The organism is Staphylococcus kloosii (assembly GCF_003019255.1).
Lineage (GTDB): Bacteria > Bacillota > Bacilli > Staphylococcales > Staphylococcaceae > Staphylococcus > Staphylococcus kloosii.
The window spans coordinates 640,351-662,939 of record NZ_CP027846.1; the positions used below are offsets into that span (position 1 = coordinate 640,351).

The 22,589-nt window shown below is 33.9% G+C and carries 18 protein-coding genes and 1 riboswitch; of the genes, 14 read left to right on the plus strand and 4 right to left on the minus strand.

Annotated features, from left to right (window positions below; all coding sequences use genetic code 11):
• Positions 1 to 186 precede the first annotated feature (186 nt).
• Positions 187 to 1,494 (plus strand): MFS transporter, encoded by a 1,308-nt coding sequence (locus C7J89_RS03030; protein ID WP_061853826.1) that lies wholly within the window; start codon positions 187 to 189, stop codon positions 1,492 to 1,494.
• 33 nt (positions 1,495 to 1,527) lie between these two features.
• On the opposite strand, the gene C7J89_RS03035 is transcribed toward C7J89_RS03030, so the two are convergent.
• Positions 1,528 to 2,394, minus strand: coding sequence for an oxidoreductase (locus tag C7J89_RS03035; RefSeq protein WP_103296018.1), 867 nt, complete (start codon positions 2,392 to 2,394; stop codon positions 1,528 to 1,530).
• A gap of 72 nt (positions 2,395 to 2,466) precedes the next feature.
• Between C7J89_RS03035 and panB the strand changes: the two genes are divergently transcribed.
• From panB to panD, 3 genes are read left to right on the plus strand one after another with little or no spacing between them, the layout of a single operon-like run.
• Positions 2,467 to 3,282, plus strand: coding sequence for a 3-methyl-2-oxobutanoate hydroxymethyltransferase (gene panB, locus C7J89_RS03040; RefSeq protein WP_103296017.1), 816 nt, complete (start codon positions 2,467 to 2,469; stop codon positions 3,280 to 3,282).
• Positions 3,279 to 4,130, plus strand: a complete 852-nt coding sequence (gene panC, locus C7J89_RS03045) for a pantoate--beta-alanine ligase (RefSeq protein ID WP_103296016.1) — start codon at positions 3,279 to 3,281, stop codon at positions 4,128 to 4,130. Before panB ends, panC begins: the two co-directional genes overlap by 4 nt.
• Before the next feature lies 1 nt (position 4,131).
• Positions 4,132 to 4,515, plus strand: a complete 384-nt coding sequence (gene panD / locus C7J89_RS03050) for an aspartate 1-decarboxylase (protein WP_103296015.1) — start codon at positions 4,132 to 4,134, stop codon at positions 4,513 to 4,515.
• Between the two features lie 188 nt (positions 4,516 to 4,703).
• On the opposite strand, the gene C7J89_RS03055 is transcribed toward panD, so the two are convergent.
• The gene (locus C7J89_RS03055) at positions 4,704 to 5,645 is read right to left on the minus strand and encodes a nucleoside hydrolase (RefSeq protein ID WP_103296014.1); all 942 of its coding nucleotides are present in this window, start codon (positions 5,643 to 5,645) and stop codon (positions 4,704 to 4,706) included.
• Between the two features lie 117 nt (positions 5,646 to 5,762).
• A complete protein-coding gene (locus C7J89_RS03060) occupies positions 5,763 to 8,681 on the minus strand; it encodes a CDP-glycerol glycerophosphotransferase family protein (protein ID WP_159031767.1) in 2,919 nt (972 codons plus the stop codon).
• Positions 8,682 to 9,027: 346 nt separating this feature from the next.
• Between C7J89_RS03060 and C7J89_RS03065 the strand changes: the two genes are divergently transcribed.
• The 6 genes from C7J89_RS03065 (at position 9,028) to argB (ending at position 17,263) form a co-directional block, all read left to right on the plus strand.
• Positions 9,028 to 10,413 carry an MFS transporter gene (locus C7J89_RS03065; RefSeq protein ID WP_103295799.1) on the plus strand — a complete coding sequence of 462 codons (1,386 nt, stop codon included), beginning with the start codon at positions 9,028 to 9,030 and terminating at the stop codon, positions 10,411 to 10,413.
• Positions 10,414 to 11,004: 591 nt separating this feature from the next.
• Entirely contained in the window at positions 11,005 to 12,657 is a 1,653-nt protein-coding gene (locus C7J89_RS03070; RefSeq protein ID WP_103295800.1) for an APC family permease, read from the plus strand.
• Positions 12,658 to 12,989: 332 nt separating this feature from the next.
• Entirely contained in the window at positions 12,990 to 14,174 is a 1,185-nt protein-coding gene (gene rocD / locus C7J89_RS03075; protein WP_103295801.1) for an ornithine--oxo-acid transaminase, read from the plus strand.
• 37 nt (positions 14,175 to 14,211) lie between these two features.
• Positions 14,212 to 15,237, plus strand: a complete 1,026-nt coding sequence (argC, locus tag C7J89_RS03080; RefSeq protein WP_103295802.1) for an N-acetyl-gamma-glutamyl-phosphate reductase — start codon at positions 14,212 to 14,214, stop codon at positions 15,235 to 15,237.
• A 16-nt stretch (positions 15,238 to 15,253) separates the two neighbouring features.
• Positions 15,254 to 16,492 carry a bifunctional ornithine acetyltransferase/N-acetylglutamate synthase gene (gene argJ, locus C7J89_RS03085; RefSeq protein ID WP_103295803.1) on the plus strand — a complete coding sequence of 413 codons (1,239 nt, stop codon included), beginning with the start codon at positions 15,254 to 15,256 and terminating at the stop codon, positions 16,490 to 16,492.
• A 12-nt stretch (positions 16,493 to 16,504) separates the two neighbouring features.
• Entirely contained in the window at positions 16,505 to 17,263 is a 759-nt protein-coding gene (argB, locus tag C7J89_RS03090) for an acetylglutamate kinase (RefSeq protein WP_103295804.1), read from the plus strand.
• A 65-nt stretch (positions 17,264 to 17,328) separates the two neighbouring features.
• Here argB and C7J89_RS03095 read toward each other — a convergent pair whose 3' ends face one another.
• Positions 17,329 to 18,555 carry an ArgE/DapE family deacylase gene (locus C7J89_RS03095; protein WP_103295805.1) on the minus strand — a complete coding sequence of 409 codons (1,227 nt, stop codon included), beginning with the start codon at positions 18,553 to 18,555 and terminating at the stop codon, positions 17,329 to 17,331.
• A gap of 362 nt (positions 18,556 to 18,917) precedes the next feature.
• Here C7J89_RS03095 and xylB point away from each other — a divergent pair, with 362 nt between their 5' ends.
• The 4 genes from xylB (at position 18,918) to thiS (ending at position 22,588) form a co-directional block, all read left to right on the plus strand.
• Entirely contained in the window at positions 18,918 to 20,426 is a 1,509-nt protein-coding gene (gene xylB, locus C7J89_RS03100) for a xylulokinase (protein WP_103295806.1), read from the plus strand.
• A gap of 91 nt (positions 20,427 to 20,517) precedes the next feature.
• A riboswitch (TPP riboswitch) is annotated at positions 20,518 to 20,627 on the plus strand.
• A gap of 81 nt (positions 20,628 to 20,708) precedes the next feature.
• The gene (locus C7J89_RS03105) at positions 20,709 to 21,293 is read left to right on the plus strand and encodes a thiamine phosphate synthase (protein WP_103295807.1); all 585 of its coding nucleotides are present in this window, start codon (positions 20,709 to 20,711) and stop codon (positions 21,291 to 21,293) included.
• Positions 21,286 to 22,404 (plus strand): NAD(P)/FAD-dependent oxidoreductase, encoded by a 1,119-nt coding sequence (locus C7J89_RS03110; protein WP_103295808.1) that lies wholly within the window; start codon positions 21,286 to 21,288, stop codon positions 22,402 to 22,404. Before C7J89_RS03105 ends, C7J89_RS03110 begins: the two co-directional genes overlap by 8 nt.
• Positions 22,388 to 22,588 carry a sulfur carrier protein ThiS gene (gene thiS / locus C7J89_RS03115; protein ID WP_061853809.1) on the plus strand — a complete coding sequence of 67 codons (201 nt, stop codon included), beginning with the start codon at positions 22,388 to 22,390 and terminating at the stop codon, positions 22,586 to 22,588. The genes C7J89_RS03110 and thiS overlap by 17 nt, the downstream gene beginning before the upstream one ends.
• Position 22,589: the final 1 nt, after the last annotated feature.

A 22,589-nucleotide genomic window follows, 5' to 3' on the forward strand; every position in this document is an offset into this window, starting at 1 on the left:
GATTAAGCGTAAATTAAATTATCAGAAAATTGTGTAATTGGTAACCGGTACATCGCTGATATAACAATAGTTAGGGTTCGATATTACTAATTCAGGGTAAAAATCAAATTGACAACGCTTTCAAATAGCGTTAAAGTTTTATTATTTAAGGATTCAAGTATATGTTCAAAGGGTGGGGAATATAAGATGAAGAATTATCGTTATTTTATCATCGTTATGATTATTGTTATGACTATGATAAATTACATTGACCGCGGAGGTATCTCTTACGCTCAAGAAGATATTATTAAAGAATTTGGCTTTGATAATGTTGCTTGGGGAGCTATCCTAGGTTACTTTGGCTACGGGTATATGTTAGGTTCACTATTTGGTGGTGTGCTATCTGATAAAAAGGGGCCGAAGTTCGTATGGATTGTTGCTGGAACATTATGGTCACTATTCGAAATAGCGATGGCTTTTGCAGGTGAATTAGGTATGGCTATTTTTGGTGGTTCAGCATTAGCAGGATTCGGTATGTTAAGAATTATATTTGGTTTTGCAGAAGGTCCAATCTTTTCAACAATTAGTAAAACAAATGCTAACTGGGCAGCACCTAAAGAGCGTGGCTTGCTTTCTGCTTTAGGTTTAATAGGGGTACCACTTGGTGCATTGATTACTGCACCAATCGTTTCAGGATTATTAACTATTACAAACTGGCGTGTATTATTTATATTAATGGGTGTTTTAGGATTAATTTGGGTTGTTATTTGGGCTAAGGTCTTTACAGACTATCCCGAAGACAATAAAAAAGTATCAGCTAGAGAAATTGAAGAAATTCGTTCAACTGAAGATACGATTAAAGGTGAGAAAACTGTAGAAACAGAACAAAATGCCCATGAAAAATGGTATCACTTCTTTAAAAGTCCGACACTCATTTTCAACACGATAGGTTACTTTGGTTTCCAATACATAAACTTTTTAATCTTAACTTGGACGCCTAAATATTTACAAGATGAGTATCACTTTGAAATCCATTCATTATGGTATTTAGGTATGATTCCATGGATAGGTGCCGTATTTACGGCATACTTTGGAGGTAAATTATCTGACTGGTTACGTCATAAAACAGGTAGTTTACGTATCGCAAGATCAGGTTTAGCTATTTTTGGAATGACGTTAGCGGCGATTTGTTTCCTTATCATTCCAACTACTGACAATATTGCCTTGATTTTAATATTAATGATGTTAGGTAATGCATGTGTGTTCTTACCTAATGCGGTATATTGGGCAGTTGTTATCGATACGGCACCAAAAAATTCAGGTACATTTGGTGGTATTATGCACTTCTTCGTAAACTCTGCGACAATTATTGCACCGACATTAACAGGTATTTTAGTATCTGCCTATGGTTATGGTTCTATGTTCGTATCAGCAGTTATTGCTGCTGTTATCGGTATTGTAGCAATGAGTTTCGTTAAACCAGGTCTGAAAAAAATCAAGACACAAACAAATTAATAAAGATAAAAAAGCTGGGACATGAAAAATGTCTCAGCTTTTTTTTGTGTGTAAATAACCATGAAGTAAAGTATAAGTTGTCGTAATAGTTGGTATAGCTAAATTATGCTTCTGACCTGTGCGATAAATATACCCTTGAATCGCTTCTACTTCTAATGGTCTCCCGGCACTAATATCATAATACATACTAGTACCCATTTCGTCTGGATAACCTTCGTAAATAGTCATGATTTGCGTCACGATATCTTTCGGTAAATTCACGCCTTCTGCTAATGCAATTTGAGCACCTTCGTCGATTAATTGGCGACATAAGTGATTTACTTTATCATCTTTAAGCACTTTAGCTGTCGACCTTGTTAATGCAGTAACAGTATTAATGCCTAAGTTAACGAGTAATTTATACCAAATTGTATCTGCTATGTGTTGTTCTAGTTTTAAGTCTAAGTTTGTTGGAGCTAATAGTTGGGCTAAATCACGCGTCTCTGGGCTATCTTGAACGTGTAGACGTTCATCTCTAAAATGAGTCACGGTATTTTGCTCTTTCTGACCACTAATATAAACGACTGCTTGATAGACGTTCGGCAATGCTAATGATTCTATATTTGTACGTCCATTTTGTGCTAACACTATAATGCTATCTTGGTGAGTAATACGTTTAATATCGTCTATAATGGTATCTAATTGATATGTTTTTACTGCTACAAATAAGACATCAACTTTTGTTGACGTTGTTGCTAAAGATTGTACTTGTAATTGGTGCATAGGCGTATGATTTCCTGGGTAATATGATAGTGTTGAGTTCTGTCTACCTAAGAGTAACGTATCGCTAAAGTGTTGTTGTAACTCAAAAGCGATAGTGGAACCTACTGCACCAGGACCTATAATGGCAAATTTTGTCATATTTAGTACTTCCTTTTTTCGTATGAATTCTATATACTATTGCTAATATTATAACAAATAAGGAGAATAATATTGAAAACTTTAAGTCAATTATTATCAATGAAAGATCAGAAAGAGAAAATTTCAATGATTACTGCTTATGACTACCCAAGTGCAAAACAAGCCGAAGCAGCAAGTATAGATACAATTTTAGTTGGTGATTCTTTAGGAATGACTGTATTAGGTTACGATAGTACCGTTGAAGTAACGCTTGAAGATATGATTCACCATAGTAAAGCAGTTCGTCGAGGCGCACCAAATACTTTTGTAGTAGTAGATATGCCGTTTGGTACGGTTGGTGTGAGTGACGCACAAGATTTATCATTAGCGAAACAGTTATATCAACAAAGTAATGCCAACGCTATTAAAGTTGAAGGAACGCATATTGCACCCTTTATCACGCGTTGTAGTAATATAGGTGTTCCAGTCGTGGCACATTTAGGTTTAACGCCTCAAAGTGTTGGTATTATGGGATATAAAATGCAAGCTGCTACTTTAGAAGCCGCTGAAAAGTTAATACAAGATTGCAAAAATATGGAACAAGCCGGTGCGGTGATGGTTGTTTTAGAAGCAGTACCAAGTGACCTTGCACAAAAGATCAGTGCAACGTTAACAATACCAGTCATTGGTATTGGTGCTGGCAATGGTACTGATGGGCAAGTACTAGTTTACCATGATGTTTTAAATTATGGCGTTGAACGACAAGCAAAATTTGTTAAACAATATGGTGACTTTAGCATTGGTATAGATGCACTGTCTCGATACCATCAAGAGGTTAAAGAAGGCGTATTCCCTTCAGCTGAACACACATATAAGAAAAAGGTTTGGGATGAGGTGACACCAGAGTGACAGAAGTAATTACTCGTATTTCAGAGATGCAAAAGATAACTTCTAATGTTAAAAGACAAGGTAAGACAATTGGTTTTGTTCCTACAATGGGAGCGTTACATGATGGTCATTTAACAATGATGAAACAATCTAAAGCAGAACAAGATATTACAATTATTAGCGTGTTTGTTAATCCGTTGCAATTTGGTCCAAATGAAGACTTTGATGCATATCCTCGTCAGATCGAACAAGACGTAGCAATGGTTAAGGATGTTGGCGTAGATTATGTATTTTATCCAGCTACAGAAGAGATGTACCCAGGAGCTATAGACGTTAACGTTACGGTAGGTAGATTGGCATCGGTATTAGAAGGTGAAAAAAGACCAGGGCATTTTGACGGAGTAGTTACAGTGGTTAATAAATTGTTTAACATAGTACAGCCGGTTGTCGCATATTTTGGCAAAAAAGATGCACAACAATTAGCGATTGTCGAAAAAATGGTCGAGGATTTTAATCATAATATTATAATTCGTGGCGTAGATATAGTTAGAGAAACGGATGGTCTTGCTAAAAGCTCACGTAATGTATATTTGACTGATAAGGAACGTAAAGAGGCACCACATTTGTATCAAAGTTTAAAACTAGCCGAACGTTTATTTCAAAACGGTGAGCGCAACAGTGATACAATTATAGCTGAAATTAAAAATTATTTAACACAAAATACAAGTGGCCATATCGAAGAGGTTGCGGTATATAGTTATCCTGAATTAATTGAACAACAGCTTATTTCAGGTAGAATATTTATATCGTTGGCAGTAAAATTTTCACAAGCTAGATTAATAGATAACGTTATAATAGGAGATAACTAATATGATTAGAACAATGATGAATGCAAAGATTCATAGAGCAAGAGTAACAGAATCCAATTTAAACTATGTAGGTAGTATTACAATTGATAAAGATATTTTAGAAGCGGTGGACATTTTACCCAATGAAAAAGTAGCGATTGTTAATAATAATAATGGCGCACGTTTTGAAACATACGTTATTGAAGGTGAACGTGGTAGCGGAAAAATTTGTTTAAATGGTGCAGCCTCAAGATTAGTAGAAGTTGATGATGTACTTATTATCATGACATATGTACAATTGAACGAAGAAGAATTAAGCAATCATACACCAAAAGTAGCAGTCATGGATGAACATAATGCTATAACGCAAATGATACACGAGCGTGAAAATGAAATTGTGTTATAACTAACTATAACAAAGGGAGCGGGACAGAAATCTTATTTTTATAAGAAGATTTTGTAGTCCTACCCCGGCAAGGATGACTAGAGTTGAAAAAATCTTGATATAAGCGTATTTTCAATTCAGTCATCTACTGCCAATGAAAAAATTAGAGCCTGAAGACACTTTAATGTCTCAGGCTGTTTTTTTGCTTATCAATGGAGGACTTTTTTAGCTAATGACGTAATATAATTAAAAAATGCATCATGTTCTACATGATTAACTACATTTATGTAACGTCCATGACTGTCGTCTATATAAGTTTTGCCTTGGCTAGGCCCGTTAGTTATGACAGAGGCTTTCACTTGTTGTTGTTTTACAAGGTCAGGTTTACCTACATAAGCAGTAGTTAATACATCCCATAAGAAATAAGTCGAATTGGTTTGGAAATGTGTAAGTGGTGGCACAGCAGCATAACTAACACCTAAGAAATCAACGCCGATATGATGTCGTTCTTGTGCCCACATCTGTCTTACTTGCCACGTTAAAGGTACCTGGTTCGTACTTTCTAACGCAATCATATCAATTTGTATCTTAGTGTTAAAAACAGTTGCCACTGCTTCTGGATCCCAAAATGCGTTCCATTCAGCAGAGCCATCATGTTCTGGTTCTTCAACGTTTCCTTTATTTAAAAATGTACCACCCATCCATACCAAGCGGTCAATTTTATCTTCAATAGAAGGTGCTATTGTTAAAGCCTTTGCTAAATCTGTCAGTGGACCGGTAAATAATAATGTAACTTTATTAGCCGATTGTTGTAACTTTTGAACAATATCTTCTGCTGCACTATGCGTTGTTTGAGATGATAATGTATTAGTCGATTCGTTTAAAATAGGTAATGCATCCATGAAAAAAGCATGCATTCGCCATTCTTTAGGAAAAGGATTCTTGCCTCGTTCGGTAGAAGCAGCCACGTCTAATATATCGTGGCCAAAGCGATTTATAATTTTCTGTGAGGCACTCGTAGCAGGTTCAACATAACTATCGGCACCAATAGCACTTACTCCTATAAGTTCAACATTCTCCATTTGTAATAATAAAAAGAGCGAAATTAAATCATCTACGCCACCATCGTGGTTGAAATAGATCTGCTGCATATATAAATCCTCCCTCAAGTTGTTGTTTATAATTTTATTATAGCATGACGTTTTTTCGAAAATTACGAAACAATAAATAAAAGCCTGAAACTTAATACAGTTTCAGACTTTTAAATATTATTTATTTCTATTAGTCATAATTTCAGTGATACCTTGCCAATATGGCGATGTTTGTTCTAAGTTCTCTACGTAATCGAAAGTACTATCTCCAAATAAACGGCGCGCTTCTCTTTCATAAGCTGTTTGACGTGCTTGTTTCATAGAAGCATTGTGATAAACTTCGTCTTTACTGAGGTCGGTAATTGCCATCATTTCTTTTAATGTCATTGGCATAGGTCCTGCGTGAGCTAAGAAATTAACCGAGTCGTCTAATTGTTGCATGTACTTAAATTTTTCAGTGTCTTCAGCAACTTGTTTCTTTAACATCACTGACACACTATGGTGATTAGCAATATTATTATTTACGTCATTTACAAATTGAGGTAATACAGTACTATCCGAGAATGTACCACCTAAATACAAGTCGTGTTGTTGATAATTGCTCTCTTTTATAATTTCTACTTGGCTTGTATCTCCATAAAAGAACCATTTTGCGACAGCTTCGCCTGAATGCCCATGATCTAAAGGACAGAATTTATCTTTAGCCGCCAAATATTGTGAAGAAGGCGTAGGGTCATCTAAACCTCTTTGAACGGCTTTCACAAGTTGTTCTGTATTCTTAGCAATAAATCCAGGTAATTCATCAGTAGATAAATTTAACCCTCTTGAAGCAACGTAGTCGTCTATGTCATAAATATAGTGAACGATAGGTCGTTCGGTTGGTATAAAATCAAAGAATACACTAGAGTAATCAGAAATAATTACGTCCGTAATGTTTAATAATTCATTCGTTGCTATGTCGTTCGGCGGCAAAATAATATTTTCAGGAAGTTTTATATTTTTTAACAATCCTTGCGTGATAGTATGACCACGGAATAATATATTGGCATCTAATTTAGCCAATTGTGATAAGTCATGCACGAGTTTGTCTGTATCGAAGCTGTTGCCTTTTTTATTTTCACCACGCCATGTCGGTGCATATAAGACAATTTTTTTAGTTTTATCTAAATTATTAATATGATTTTTCATATATTCTTGTAATTCTGCACTTGCATTTAACGTTACGTCGATACGAGGATAGCCTGCTTTAGCCATTTCCCCAGCATAAATACCTTCAATAGAATAAGCTGATTTTTGTTTTCCTACCATGAAGTCATTCGGTGACAGGATATGTGTAGCTTGTAAAAGGTTTCTCGTACTACCAGCGACACCTAGTTGTGTACCAGCGCTATCGCGACCAACAGTTTTATAAAAGACACCATGCGTCGTTTGTAAATATTTTTGTTCAGGCTTACGTGTAATAAAATCGCTAAATGTCGAGTTGCAAATCAGGTATTTAGCTGTAGAAATATATTTAAAATAAGCGTCTGAATTACGTTTTACAAAGATAATGTTATCTTTGTTTCTCAGCATTTTTGGAATGTTATTAAAGTTATTTACTACCCATACATGGGTGAAATCTTCAAAGTCTTTATGTTCTAATACATAATCAAAAACGCCAGCTGGATTACACATTACACGTGCACCACTTAAACTTTCATAGAAAACCATTTTGTCATCGACATTGTAGTGATTGTAACTAATACCGTAGCGAATAGATAATTTTTTAATATTTTTATCGTAGGTTGCTTTACCCATGTTACTTGGCATACTGAAAAGCTCAGCCTCATTATAAGATGCTAATGCTTGGTCGTATTTACCTAATTTATTGTAAATGCGTGCGAGTTTACGGTAATTACCAGGTCGATGTGTTTGTTGACGATCTATAGCACTTTCAAACCATCTTTCTGCATTTTTAAAATCACCAATATCTTCATAACTAACCGCTAAATTGTAATGCCATGGCGATAATACTTTATCTCTTTGTAAGGCTTGTTCAAAATAGTGAATCGCATTTTGAGGTTGTTTTAACTTTCTATAAAGTAATCCTATTTCGTAAATTAAATTGGCATCATCAGGTAACAAATCCAATTGCTTAATAAAGGCATCAATTGCTAATTGCCAATGTTTATGTTGTTCATGAATAACACCAACGCCCCAAATATGTGCTTTGTCGTTATCACTTAAATATACTGCTTCATTAAAGTGATGATTAGCAGCATTTGTGTCATTTAATTTAAGTTGAATAAGTCCGAGTTCATAATTGATAGTTGCCAGTTCTCTTGATGAATACTGATCTACATTGTTATGAATCGTGTGTTTATAATATTCAACGGCTTCTTGATAGTCATTCTGTTGTTCTAAATGTACTGCCAATTGGTATGATTTTACGACATCAGTCGGATGTGATGCTAAATATGTTTTTATATAAGGTACTGCTTTGTTATATTGTTTATTCTTTTTATAAGCATCAATGATTAATAATAAGGCATCAGAATTTGCTGTGAAACGTTTTAAATAATGGTTAGCATGTTGAATAGCTTCATTATATTGTTTTAGTTTTAAGTAATAATGCGCTATTTCTAAATTTAAATCATAGTCGTTAGGGTGTTGTGTTAAATATTGAGATAAATAACTAACCGCCGTTTTAGTATTATGAAGTTTTAAATGTGTTTGTGCTAATTTTAATAAAGATTGACTATCTTGAGGGTGAAACTTCAAGTATTCTTCTAACCATTTTATAAATTGGTCTTTATTATTTAGTTGTTCAAAAATAAAGGCCTTGTGTTTATAAAATAAATGTTGCTGTTCTTTAGTTTCGTGATCTATTGCCTTATTAATATAATGCAATGCTTCTTTCCATTTTTGTTGATTAAATGCTAGTTGTGAAAGTTCAGCATAATAGCCCGCTTGTTTCTTTAATAAGGGGTATAAATTTTTCAAACTATCATATTTAATTGCATCATCTGTAGTTCCTTTATGCGTCTTATATGAGTAGTAAGCCCCAGGTAGTTTCATAATGTTTTTTACTTTTTTTAAATTATTTTTAATAGGCACTTGCATACATCCTCGTCTCTAATACATTTTAGATATTTCTAAATAACTAATCGTATTTGATTTAATAGAATCTCAGACGAATTATACTACATTTTATGCAATATTAAAAAGTATGCAAAATAAATTTAAACAATATATAAAGTACTCATTATAATTATTATAATGAGTAGAAAAACTATAAAAACTTTATTTTAAATATAAAATTCATAGGGAAATTAAATAATCATGCGGAACTACATTTAATAAAATATCTGTAAAATTAAATTGTTTCTTTTGGCAATAATTTGTTTATTAAAACTTTAATAGGTTATGTGTTTAAATAGATACAAATAAGGGGTGTATTAATGTGAAATTTAAAAAGGAACATGTTAATTACGTCGATTCAGAGAAGACTACTAAAAGTGTCGTTGCTACAGGGATAGGTAATGCCATTGAGTGGTTTGACTTTGGATTGTATGCACAATTAGCAGTTATTTTAAGTCACAATTTCTTTGGAAATATGCCACAGGAAATTCAAATGGCATCAACATTCGCAGTTTTTGCGTTTGCGTTTATAGTCAGACCTTTGGGCGGCATATTTTTCAGTCATCTAGGGGATAAACATGGTAGAAAATTAGTTTTAGCGACAACGATTATACTTATGGCGTTGTCTACGCTAGCTTTAGGTTTATTACCAACTCAACAACACATAGGTATATGGGCGCCAATATTGTTGCTCATAGTTAGAATGATTCAATCATTCTCTACTGGTGGTGAATATGCCGGTGCAATGACATATATAGCCGAAACATCTCCAGATAAAACGCGAGGTAAATTAGGTAGTGGTCTAGAGATTGGTACGCTTAGTGGTAGTATTATGGCGGCTATATTGGCTGGTATAATGTACTCACTATTAAATGATCAGCAAATGCAAGATTGGGGTTGGAGAATACCATTTATTATTGCAGCGCCATTAGGTATTATTGGTCTTTTCTTACGTTCTACTTTAGATGAAAGTCCAGCTTATGAATCAACATTAGAAGAGAAAGAAGAACTAGAATATTCATATATAGATATTTTTAAATATTATTGGAAAGACGTATTAGTTTGTTTTACAGGAGTAGCGTTTTTAAATGTAGCTAACTACATGGTGTTATCATTTATGCCATCGTTCTTAAATAGTACACTTAACCTTGGTGGCACAACGAGTTCTATCTTAAGTACGATTACAATGGCCGTAATGATTCCAGCAGTGTTCTTCTTTGGTTGGTATAGTGATAAAATTGGTAATAAACGAGCGACTATGTTTGGCTTAGTAGGATTTAGTTTATTTTCAATTTTAGCATTTTACTTAATGAGTATACCGTCTATACCAGTAGTTATTATAGGGCTGTTTATCATTGCGTTATTTATGTCAACATTTGAAGGTGTTATGCCTTCTGTCTTACCTAGTATGTTCCATACAAAAGTAAGATTAAGAACATTATCATTAGTATATAACATTGGTGCTGCAGTGTTTGGAGGTTTAACGCCGTTTATTCTTTCTACACTAGTAAGTACAACGGGTCAAAAAATCGCACCTTCATACTATTTAATGTTTATAAACGTTGTAGGTTTGATTATATTTGCCTTTATGTTCAAGTCTACTTCAAACAAGTCTTTAAGAGGTGCTTACCCAAATGTCGAAAATCGTTCGGATTATGAAGAGGTAATTAGAAATCCGAAAGACGCATTATGGTGGGATAAAGAATAATAATTAAATTTTGAGTAGTAAGTCTATATTTGTGCAAGTTATTGCTTGTGCAAATATAGGCTTTTTTGTATTTACATGTATTCATATTAATAGGTGTTAAAAATTTAAATTTAATGTTACCATGACTTCTTGGTATTTGAGTTACATGAAAAAGTGTTACGGATAAGGTTGAAAGAAGGGCGTAATAGCAAAATTTCACTATATTAAAGAAAAAAATAAGTAAAGGTGTACAATTACAACAATATTTTTTGGAACTTTTAAAATACTATTAAATACTGATGTAGTGCGATTTGTAGAAGTGTTTTACTTAAAATTTCTTATAGTAATTTTATCCGTTAAATGAATAAATAAGTTACATTAGAAATTGCTATATTACTACAAATCAAACGGCTGAGAGTTCATTTACTTTACAATGACAAATATGCAAATAACGCTTATATAATGTATTAAAATACAAAAAATGTTATATCGAATTTCAATTTGACTGATTTGTAAATATGCGTATAATAACAGACTATACAATAAATTGAATATAGTTGTTGTACAACTTAAAATTTCGGTTTTTTAAAGACGAAAAGAGTAGGGGTTTTTATGGATAAAAAAGAAACGAATAGCAAGATTAATCTGCCACAACTTGTGCTATTAGGTTTAGGTTCACTAATAGGTTCAGGTTGGTTGTTTGGGGCATGGGAGGCTTCATCATTAGCTGGGCCTGCCGCAATTATTTCATGGGTTATTGGTTTTATTGTTATCGGAACGATAGCTTATAACTACATTGAAATAGGTACAATGTTCCCACAATCTGGTGGTATGAGTAACTATGCACAATATACCCACGGCTCTTTATTAGGGTTCATTGCCGCGTGGGCAAATTGGGTTTCACTTGTAACGATTATTCCTATTGAGGCTGTATCAGCAGTTCAATATATGAGCTCATGGCCTTGGGATTGGGCGAAACCTATGCACCATCTAATGGCAGGTGGATCGATTAGTAACATCGGTTTATTAGCAACATTTGTTATTATTATTATCTTTTCATTATTAAACTATTGGTCAGTTAAATTATTAACTTCATTTACAAGTTTAATTTCAATCTTCAAATTAGGTGTACCTTGTTTAACTATTATCATGTTAATGATTTCTAGTTTCGATACAGGTAACTATGGTCATACAGCAAGTACATTTATGCCATATGGTAGTGCACCTATTTTTGCAGCTACAACTGCTTCAGGTATAATTTTCTCATTTAATGCATTCCAAACAATCATTAATATGGGTTCTGAAATTACAAAACCTGATAAAAATATTGCACGTGGTATTGCAATATCATTAACGTTAAGTGCTGTATTATACATTATTTTACAGAGTACGTTTATCACTGCTATGCCATCATCAATGATCCATGATCATGGTTGGTCAGGTATTAACTTTAACTCTCCATTCGCTGACATTGCTATTTTACTAAGTTTAAACTGGTTAGCAATCTTGTTATATATCGAAGCGTTCGTGTCTCCATTTGGTACAGGTGTATCATTTGTTGCCGTTACAGGACGTGTATTGCAAGCAATGGAACAAAATAACCATATTCCAAAATTTTTAGGTAAAATAAATAAAAAATATCAAATTCCTCGTATTGCTATTATCTTTAATGCAATTATTAGTATGGTAATGGTATCGTTATTCCGTGATTGGGCAGTATTAGCGAGTGTTATTTCAACTTCCACATTGGTTGCTTATTTAACTGGACCAACGACGGTTATTGCTTTACGTAAAATGGGACCAAAAATGCATAGACCATTCCGAGCAAACATGTTGAAATTTATGGCGCCATTCTCATTCGTACTCGCTTCATTAACGATTTATTGGGCGAAGTGGCCAACGACTGCTGAAGTTATATTTATTATCATTTTAGGTTTACCAGTTTATTTCTTCTATGAATATAAAATGAATTGGAAAAACACTAAAAAACAAGTCGGCGGTAGTTTATGGATTATTATCTACTTAATTGCACTTTCATTACTATCATTTATTGGTAGTAAGGAATTTAATGGTATGAACTTAATACATTATCCATATGATTTCTTAGTGGTGGCTATTGTTGCACTTATATTCTATAAATTAGGTACAATCAGTCATTTCGAAAGTATCTACTTTAAACGTGCTAAGAAAATCAATAAAGATATGAAGCAAGACTTAGATGAACAACGTGCTATAGAAGAAGAAAATAATGAAGCAAAAGCTTAATCAATATTGAATAGTAAAAAGTACCAGTGGGCATTAATGCTCGTTGGTACTTTTTTTAATAATTTCCAAAAATGTATATGATACAGCGTACATACAATATGTTTGTATGTAATTGCATAAATTATGCATATCATATTCAATAAACATTTGGTGTTCAATATTATTTTTAAACATACAATCTTAAATAAAAATGTTGCTTTCTAGGTATTTTTAGAAATTGAAAAAAGAATGAAAAATATCAAAAACATGTTTGACTTATTAAAAAATGAGGTGTATGATAACGAATATTAATTCAAATTTCAGAATAAATAATTAAAAGGAAGAGGGTTATGATGAACGATTTAATCGCACATACAGATTTATATAGTTCAATCAACTATAGTCCGACAAAATTAGTACTAAGCGAAGGTAAAGGCTCTAAAGTTTGGGATATCGATGGTAAAGAATACATTGATTGTATATCTGGTTTTTCAGTAGTAAACCATGGTCATTGTCATCCTAAGATCATTGAAGCTTTTCAACAACAAAGCCAAAAAATAACAATGATTTCACGAGCGCTATATAGTGAAAATTTAGGACAATGGGAAGAAAAAATTTGTAAATTAACTAATAAAGATAAAGTGTTACCGATGAATACCGGAACAGAAGCGATAGAAACAGCTATTAAGATTGCGCGTAAATGGGGAACTGATGTTAAGGAAATTCCTGAAAATGAAACTGAGATAATTGCTATGAATGGTAATTTCCATGGGCGTACATTAGGCGCATTATCATTGTCTTCGCAAGATAGTTATAAGCAAGGTTTTGGCCCCTTACTTGATAATATACATTATATCGATTTTGGTGATGTTGAACATTTAAAGTCATTAATTAACAACAAAACGACTGCTATTATATTAGAACCGATTCAAGGTGAGGGTGGCGTTAATATACCGCCAGATTATTTTATTGAAACAGTTAGAGCATTATGTGATGAGCATAATATTTTATTTATCGCCGATGAAATTCAAGTTGGTTTAGGTCGAACTGGTAAAATGCTTGCAACAGAATGGGAAGGTGTAGAAGCTGATATATATTTACTCGGTAAATCTTTAGGTGGCGGACTTTATCCTATCTCAGCAGTGTTAGCTAATAAAGAAATTATGGAAGTATTAACACCAGGTACACATGGCTCGACATTCGGTGGTAACCCATTAGCATGTGCAGTATCAATGGCAGCACTTGATGTACTCGTTGATGAAGATTTAATTAATCGCTCGGCTGAATTAGGTCAAAAATTACTGAATCAATTACAACTCATCGATAGTGATTTGATTACAGATGTTAGAGGTAGGGGTTTATTTATCGGTATTGAACTTAATGAAAATGCTCAACCATATTGTTTAGAAATGATTGATCAAGGCGTGTTATGTAAAGAAACGCAAGGTAATATTATTAGAATAGCTCCGCCATTAGTTATTAGTGAAGAAGAAATCAATAAAGTAGTTGAAGTAATAACAAACGTACTAAAAAAATAAATTAAAAAGACCGAATATTCTGAAAGGGATGAATGAAATGATTGAAGTTGGCATAGTAGGTGGTAGCGGATATGGTGCCGTTGAATTAATCCGTTTATTACAACATCACCCAGAAGTGACAATTAAATACATCTTCTCACATTCAAAAGCTGACGAACCAGTAAGTCATACATTTCCGCATTTAAATCATTTAACATATCAATTTGTATCTATTGATGATACTGATGTGGATTGTGACGTTGTATTTTTCGCTACACCATCAAACGTAAGTAAACATCTTGCCCCTCACTTTTTAGAACAAGGGATTAAAGTTATTGATTTATCTGGTGATTTCAGATTAAAAGATCGTGATTTATACAAACAATTTTATGGTGAAGAAGCAGCGTCCCAAACATTATTAGATGAAGCGAATTATAGTATCGCAGAATGGTCTTCAACAAATGAAGCGAATCTTATTGCGAATCCCGGCTGTTTCCCGACTGCCACTTTATTAGGGTTACATCCTTTAGTTGAAGAACAATTAATCGATTTAAAATCTATTATTGTTGATGCTAAAACTGGCGTATCAGGTGCAGGAAGATCATTAGCGCAACATGTCCATTATGCCGAAATGAATGAAAATTTAAGTGCCTATGCGATAGGTAAACATAAGCATAAGCCCGAAATTGAACAATATTTATCTGAAATTGCAGGACAGCATGTTGGTGTGACATTTACACCGCATTTAATACCTGTGACGAGAGGTATTTTAGCTACTATATACGTAAATTTAAATAAAGATATGACAGTCGAAGCACTATACAACTTGTATCAAGATAAATATAATAATGCTGATTTTGTCAGAATTAGAAATATTGGAGAATTCCCAAAAACAAAAGAAGTTTATGGTAGTAACTATTGCGACATTGGCGTGTATGTAGATGAAACGAATAACCAAGCAATCATCGTGTCGGTTATTGATAATTTAGTCAAAGGCGCAAGCGGTCAAGCGATTCAAAATTTAAACAAGCTATTTAATTTAGAACAGATGACTGGATTAAACCAATTACCAGTTTATCCTTAAAGATTGGAGAGATGGGATGCAAGATATACAAAAAGTAGACGAAGAAAGTAAGTTTAAAATAGATCAATCTGGAGATGTAAGTTCGCCATTAGGTTTTATTTCTGGTGGTTTACATACAGGATTAAGAAAAAGTAAACATGATTTTGGTTGGATATATTCGACGACAGAGGCACAGGCAGCTGGTGTTTATACTTTAAATCGATTCAAAGCTGCCCCATTAAAATTAACTCAAGACAGTATTGCCGTTAATAATACATTACAAGCAATTGTTGTTAATTCTGCAATTGCTAATGCGTGTACTGGAGAACAAGGTATTAAAGATGCGCAAGATATGCAAAGTTGGGTGGCACAAAAATTAAACATTGTGAATAATAACGTTGGCGTTGCTTCGACAGGCGTGATAGGTGATTTCTTACCAATGGATAAAATTCAATACGGTGCCGAACATGTACTCGAAGAGCAATATAACTATGGTGAAAACTTTAATAAAGCTATATTAACTACTGATTTATTTCCAAAACATGTTGCTGTTGAAGTAGACATTGATGGCCAAAAGGTTACTATAGGTGGAACGGCAAAAGGTTCAGGCATGATCCATCCAAATATGGCTACCATGCTTGGGTTTATAACTACTGATGCAAATATAGCTTCTTCGAAGTTACAACAAGTATTAAAATCTGCGGTTGATTCTTCTTTTAATATGATTACTGTGGATGGAGATTGTAGTACAAATGACATGGTATTATTTATGGCTAATGGCCAAGTTAATCATAATGAATTAGATGAAAAGCATCCAAATTGGCAAGCTTTTGTAGCTGCAGTGAAGTATGTTTGTAACACTTTAGCTAAATCTATAGCTAAAGATGGCGAAGGTGCAACTAAATTAGTTACTTCTAAAGTGACTGGAGCAGAAAATATAGAAGAAGCACGTAAAATAGCTAAAAGTATAGTGTCTTCTAATTTAGTTAAAACGGCTATCCATGGCGAGGATGCCAATTTCGGTCGTATTGTAGCTGCGATAGGATATGCGTCAGAATTGGTTGATCCTAATGAAACCTTTGTAACGTTATGTGGTCTTCCAGTCGTTGATAAAGGCGTGTTTTTATCATTTGACGAAGAAGAGATGAAAAAGCGTTTGAGTGAAGACAATATAGCTATTAGTGCTCAAGTAGGTAAGGGTGAAGGTCAAGCGGTAGCATATGGTTGTGACTTGTCATACGATTACGTACGTATAAATGCATCGTATAGAACGTAAAGGAGAATCTTTATGAGTTATATAGTGATAAAAATTGGCGGTAGTACATTAACGAATTTAGATGATTCAATTATTGACGATATTTATAAATTAAAAGAACAAGGTTATAAACCGATTATCGTTCATGGTGGTGGACCATTTATCAATGAGGCATTGAGTCATTATAACGTTGAACCTGAATTTAAAGATGGTTTAAGAGTGACATCAGAGCAAGTGTTAGATGTTACTTGCCAAACATTGATTGGAAAAGTTAATCCTCAGATTGTAACTAAGTTAAACAAAAAAGGTCGAAGTGCAATAGGAATAAATGGTATGGATGCACAATTTTTCGATATTGAACCACTTGATAAAAAGTATGGTTTTGTAGGAACACCTACATTTATCAATACAGAATTATTGAGTCACTTAACTGCTCATTATATTCCTGTGATTGCGTCTATTGGTTTAAAACAAGGAACTACGCAACAATATAATATTAATGCTGATACATTAGCGTATAAAGTAGCAGAAGCGTTAGCTGCTCCGTTATATATATTAAGCGATATTCCTGGCGTCTTAATAGAAGATCAAGTGCAACATTCTCTTTGTGAAAATGATATAAAAAGATATATTGCAGAAAATCATATATATGGTGGCATGATACCTAAAGTACAAGATGCAGTATTAGCCATTAATAATGGATGTACAAAGGTGATAATTGCTGCAGGTTCAGAACAGCATATTGTTCAAAAAGTGCATGAAGGTCAATCTGTTGGTACTACAATTTATTAAAAAAGAGGTTAAGTTGCGACGTCAACGCGTCAGGACTTAACCTCTTTTTGCACTATAAAGCCGTATTATTTTGTATAATTTGTTAAAAGTTCTTTATAGAAATCAATAAATTGTAAATATTTTTCTTTGCTCACACATTCATCTAATTGGTGAGGGTTTTCACCAGGGCCAAATACTAATAATGGGAAAGATTCATCTTTACTTTTTAGTAAGTTAGATGCGTCTGTTACAGCAACAGTAGGTGATGCTATAAAATCTCTATTGAATAAACGATCACCAATTGATTTAGCGGTATCGATTAATGAGTTTTTGCCTGTTGTTAATACAGGGTCTAAATCTAAATAAAGATCACTTTCTAAAGAACCACCATTTTCATTGTGTTTAGATAAAGTTTCATTGAATAATGATTTAACTTGATTGTTATCATATTCAGGAATAGTACGAATATTAAAGTCTGCAGTAGCTGTTTCAGGGACTGAGTTGACTTGTACGCCACCGTTAATTAACGTATTGCTTATTACTAAACCACTTAAAACATCTTCAACATCGTCTTTAGTAACGTTGCTTGGTAATGTTTTATTAAAGTTTGAAATTAAGTTAGAGAAATCAAATGCTTCGCCTTTAACGTCTCTAGAAATTTGTTGTGCTGCATCATCAATATCTTGAATAAATTTAAGTAATGGTGTGATTGCATTTTTACCTATAATTGGCATAGAGCTATGTGCTGATACGCCATTAGATTTAATGCGATAGTCCATTGACCCTTTATGTGCATATACGAGCATATCTTGACAAGGTTCAGCAATGACAAGTGCTTCCACGTCATCCATATAACCTTTTTCGTATAAGCTTTGAGAACCTAATTGTTCCATTTCTTCACCGGTAGTGGCTAAAAATCTAATTTTACCATTAGTTAATGCATTACTATTGTGAATATCGATAAGTGAAATTGCTAGCGCAGCTAGGCCAGATTTCATATCTGCGGCACCTCTACCATATAAAAAACCATTGTCTTCAGTTAATTTAAATGGTTCATATGACCATTGAGAACGGTCGCCTTCAGATACAACATCCATGTGACCTGAAATACCGATGACTGGTCCTTGGTCACCAATTTCAGCGATTAAATTTGCACGACGTTCATCTACTTGATCGATTGTAGACTCAATGCCGTGTTGTTGGAAAAGGTTTTGAAGATATTTACAAACCTCAAGTTCATTATCATTAACTGTGTTCATTTCCACAATATCTGATAAAATCTGTACTTTTTCTTCGTTAGAAAATGTACTCATGTTATACCACTCCTTTGACAAACTATAATAAAGTATACACCCCTCAAATTAATTTGATAAGCAAAGCGTTTTGATAATGAATTAAATTTGTTTTCACATTTAATATTATTAGTTAACTTTTGGTAAATGACAATGTCATTTTGAAAATAGAAAGGTTACATTTAATGTATCGAATAAGGTGTCTTGAACATTGTTAAATCAACTTTTTAGACGTCCAGTAGTCTTATCCAGTGTCTAAAATTTTTAAGTTGTAAAGTAGTAAAACAATGTAGTTATTAAGTAAAAGAAAGGGACTTGTCAAATGTAAGTGAATAATGTATTAATTGATTTAAGGTGTTGAGTTAGGAAAGGAAAAAATTAATGTGGAAAAATTAGTACTAGGCATTGATATTGGGACGAGCTCAATCAAGACCTTAGCAGTTAATGACAAAGGTCATATAATTGCTTCTGCGAGTTCGCCATTAACGATTCAACATGCTTATCCTGGTTATAGTGAACAACAACCCGACGAATGGTTTTCGGTAACTATTGAGACGATGCGAGAAGTTATAAATGATTTGAAGCAAACGCATTCTAAATTTGAAATAAATGGCATATCATTTTCTGGTCAAATGCATGGTTTAATTGTGTTGGACGAGGCGTACAAAGTCATTAGACCTGCCATATTGTGGAACGATACACGGTCGACTGCCCAATGTGAAGAGATTAAATCACAACTAGGTGATATTGTGTTGGGCAATCCTGTGTTAGAAGGCTTTACATTAACTAAATTAATGTGGTTAAAACAACACGAACCAGAGCATTGGTCTAAGACAAAAGTATTTTTGTTACCTAAAGACTATGTGCGCTTCAAATTAACAGATACAATCAATATGGAATTGTCCGATGCGTCGAGTACATTATTATTAGATCCAGTGACGAACAAATGGTCAGAAGATGTAGGCAGACGATTTGATATTGCGAATATTTATCCACCACTCGTTACCTCGGATACACAAGTAGGCTATTTGAAACAGTCTATTGCCGAAGAGCTAGGCATTACGAATAAAGTTGCAGTGTTTGCCGGCGGTGGTGATAATGCTTGTGGGGCTATTGGTGCAGGTGTCATTGAACCTAATCAATCGTTATGTAGCATTGGTACATCAGGCGTAATTTTATCTTGTGAAGCAAAGCAAGATGCCGTATATGGTAACAATATTCATATGTTTAAACATGCTGTAAATAATTTATCGTATGCTATGGGTGTGACGCTCTCGGCTGGTTATAGTTTGAATTGGTTTAAACGTCATTGTGGTCAACATTATTCTTTTGCTGAAATTATGTCATGTGCCGAACAATCTAAAGTTGGTGCTCAAGGACTTATATTTGCACCATACTTAACCGGTGAACGCACGCCGCATGGAGATGCCAATATTCGTGGTAGTTTTATTGGATTAAGTGGCATGCATTCATTTGGTGACATGGCTCGTGCAGTCGTCGAAGGCATTACTTATTCGTTATACGAGTCTATAGCTTATTTGCGTACGCAAGGTAAGCACATAACAGAAGTTGTAGCTATTGGTGGTGGTGCGAAAAGTGATTTCTGGTTACAATTGCAAGCTGATGTATTTAATGCGAAAGTATATAAATTAAAACATGAAGAAGGGCCATCTATGGGTGCAGCAATGATCGCTGCTACAGGTTTGAAATGGTATGATGACATCGCCTCATGTGTTGAACATTTCATCCATAAAGATAAAATATTTGAGCCCGATAAAGAACGTCATGTTGCTTACCAAAGTTATTTTGATGTATATAAAGCAGTCTATAATCAAACGCAACCTCTAACTAAAAAGTTACTTGAGTTAACTAAAGAAAATGCACATCATTAATTTACAAAGTAGTTTGCAATTTCTAAAAACTTGAGTTACATTAACGTTATTGATTCATTGATTTTCACAACACAAAAATTAACAATTTTATATAAACCACTGGAAGTGCCTTTTTAAAAGGCTGAGATCGAAATCGTCATTTCGAAATTCCCCGAACCTGATCCAGTTCATACTGGCGTAGGAAAGTGGCGTTACTTAGACGATTTTTATATTTGACTATAAACGTTATTTTTCTATCCAGAAAAATAACGTTTTTTTTATTTTATATAGAGGTGAATACCAATGTTTGTAGCTATCACGCCATACAAAATATTAAATCAGCTAGATATTGAACATTACAAATCCATTTTAGAATATTACGATCACTTAATTATACGTACCCCTATGACGACGTCTCAACTGATAGATTGGATAACAGCAGCTATTGAACATGGTATTAGTAAAGATAAATTAACTGTGCATAGTAATGTAGATGTATTTATTGCTTGCGCTATGACGTCTATCCATTTCAGTGAATATCATAGTGCACTAAAAAATTTTAAAACTCAACATCCTCAAGCAATAGTAAGCATGTCTACACACAGTGAAGAAAGTGTCATTTATGCAGAACAACAGCAATGTGATTATGTATTGTTTGGTCATGTTTTTCCTACATCGTCCAAACCACATCAAGAACCTAGGTCGCAACGCGAAATTACGCAAGTACTAAACAAAGAAATTAAAGTTATTGCGCTTGGTGGCATAAATCTTCGTACTATAGCGCAATTGCCACGAGGTTTTGCTGGCATCGCTGGTATTTCATTATTTTATAACAGTGATAACCAAACTTTACGAAAATTTATAGAGGAGTGGTCAAATTATGTTTGATGTACTCATTATCGGTTCCGGTGTGATGGGCATGTCTGTCGCGCGTAATTTAAAACATCATAAGTTGAATATAGGCATTATTGATAGAGACATTGACGGCATGCATGCTTCTTATAAGGCAGGTGGTATGTTAGGCGCGCAAAATGAGTTTTCTAAAGATAGTCCGACGTATCGCTTGGCTTTGGAATCACAGCAATATTTCAAACAGTTGAGCGACCAGCTGCTCTCGGAAGTTGGATGTGATATTGAATATAAAGAAACAGGATTGATTAAATTAGCCTATAAAGCTCAAGACAATAACAAAGTGATAGCGCAACATAACTTTTTATCACGTGTTAATCCTGATGTAAGATTGTTAGAACAACAAGAAGCGCATCGCTTAACAGGTAATAATCTTAATATTGAAGAGATCATGGCATTGTATATTCCTAATGATCACCAAATAAATGCGAATAAGTATACAAAGGCTTTGTATCAATCGTTAAAAGTGAATAACATTGAACGTATACAACATACAGAAGTATTGGCAATTAAAAAAGGCAAAGGAATATATAAAGTAATGACGAATAAAGGTGATTATTACGCTCCAAAAGTTGTCGTTGCAGGTGGTGCATGGAGTCATAAATTAGTGCAAGCACAATTAAAAGATCGTCAATTAACAGGTGTAAAAGGCGAGGTTATATTGATGGAACAAGAAGGTTTGGGTTTGCAGTCGACAATATTTATGACAAATGGTTGCTACTTAGTTCCGAAAAATAAAAATAGAGTGCTTATTGGTGCTACAAGTTATTTTGATGACTATTCGGTGGGTGTCTCACAACGTGGTGTTGATTGGTTAATTAATAGCGCTACTCATCATATACCGAAACTAAAATATGCTCGTAAATTAAAGGAATGGTCAGGCGTTCGTCCGCATATTGCCAATGAAATTCCAATTATGGACGAAGTGGACGAAGGATTATTTGTTATTACCGGTCATTATCGTAACGGCATTTTATTATCTCCAATAGTCGGTGAACTTATGAGTAAATGGATGCTAACAAATATAAAACCGCAGATATTAAATGATTTTACAGTAAAAGGATGTGTGTTAAATGGAAGTCATGATTAATGGTGACACATTTAAATTTGGTGAACAATTAACATTATTAGAATTATTGCAACAACTCGAAATAGATGAACAACGCGTTATTGTTGAACATAATAGCAAGTTAATTAAGCAAGACGCATTTGCATCACAAGTAGTTTCAGCAAATGACAAATTAGAGTTATTAGAATTCGTTGGAGGCGGTTAAT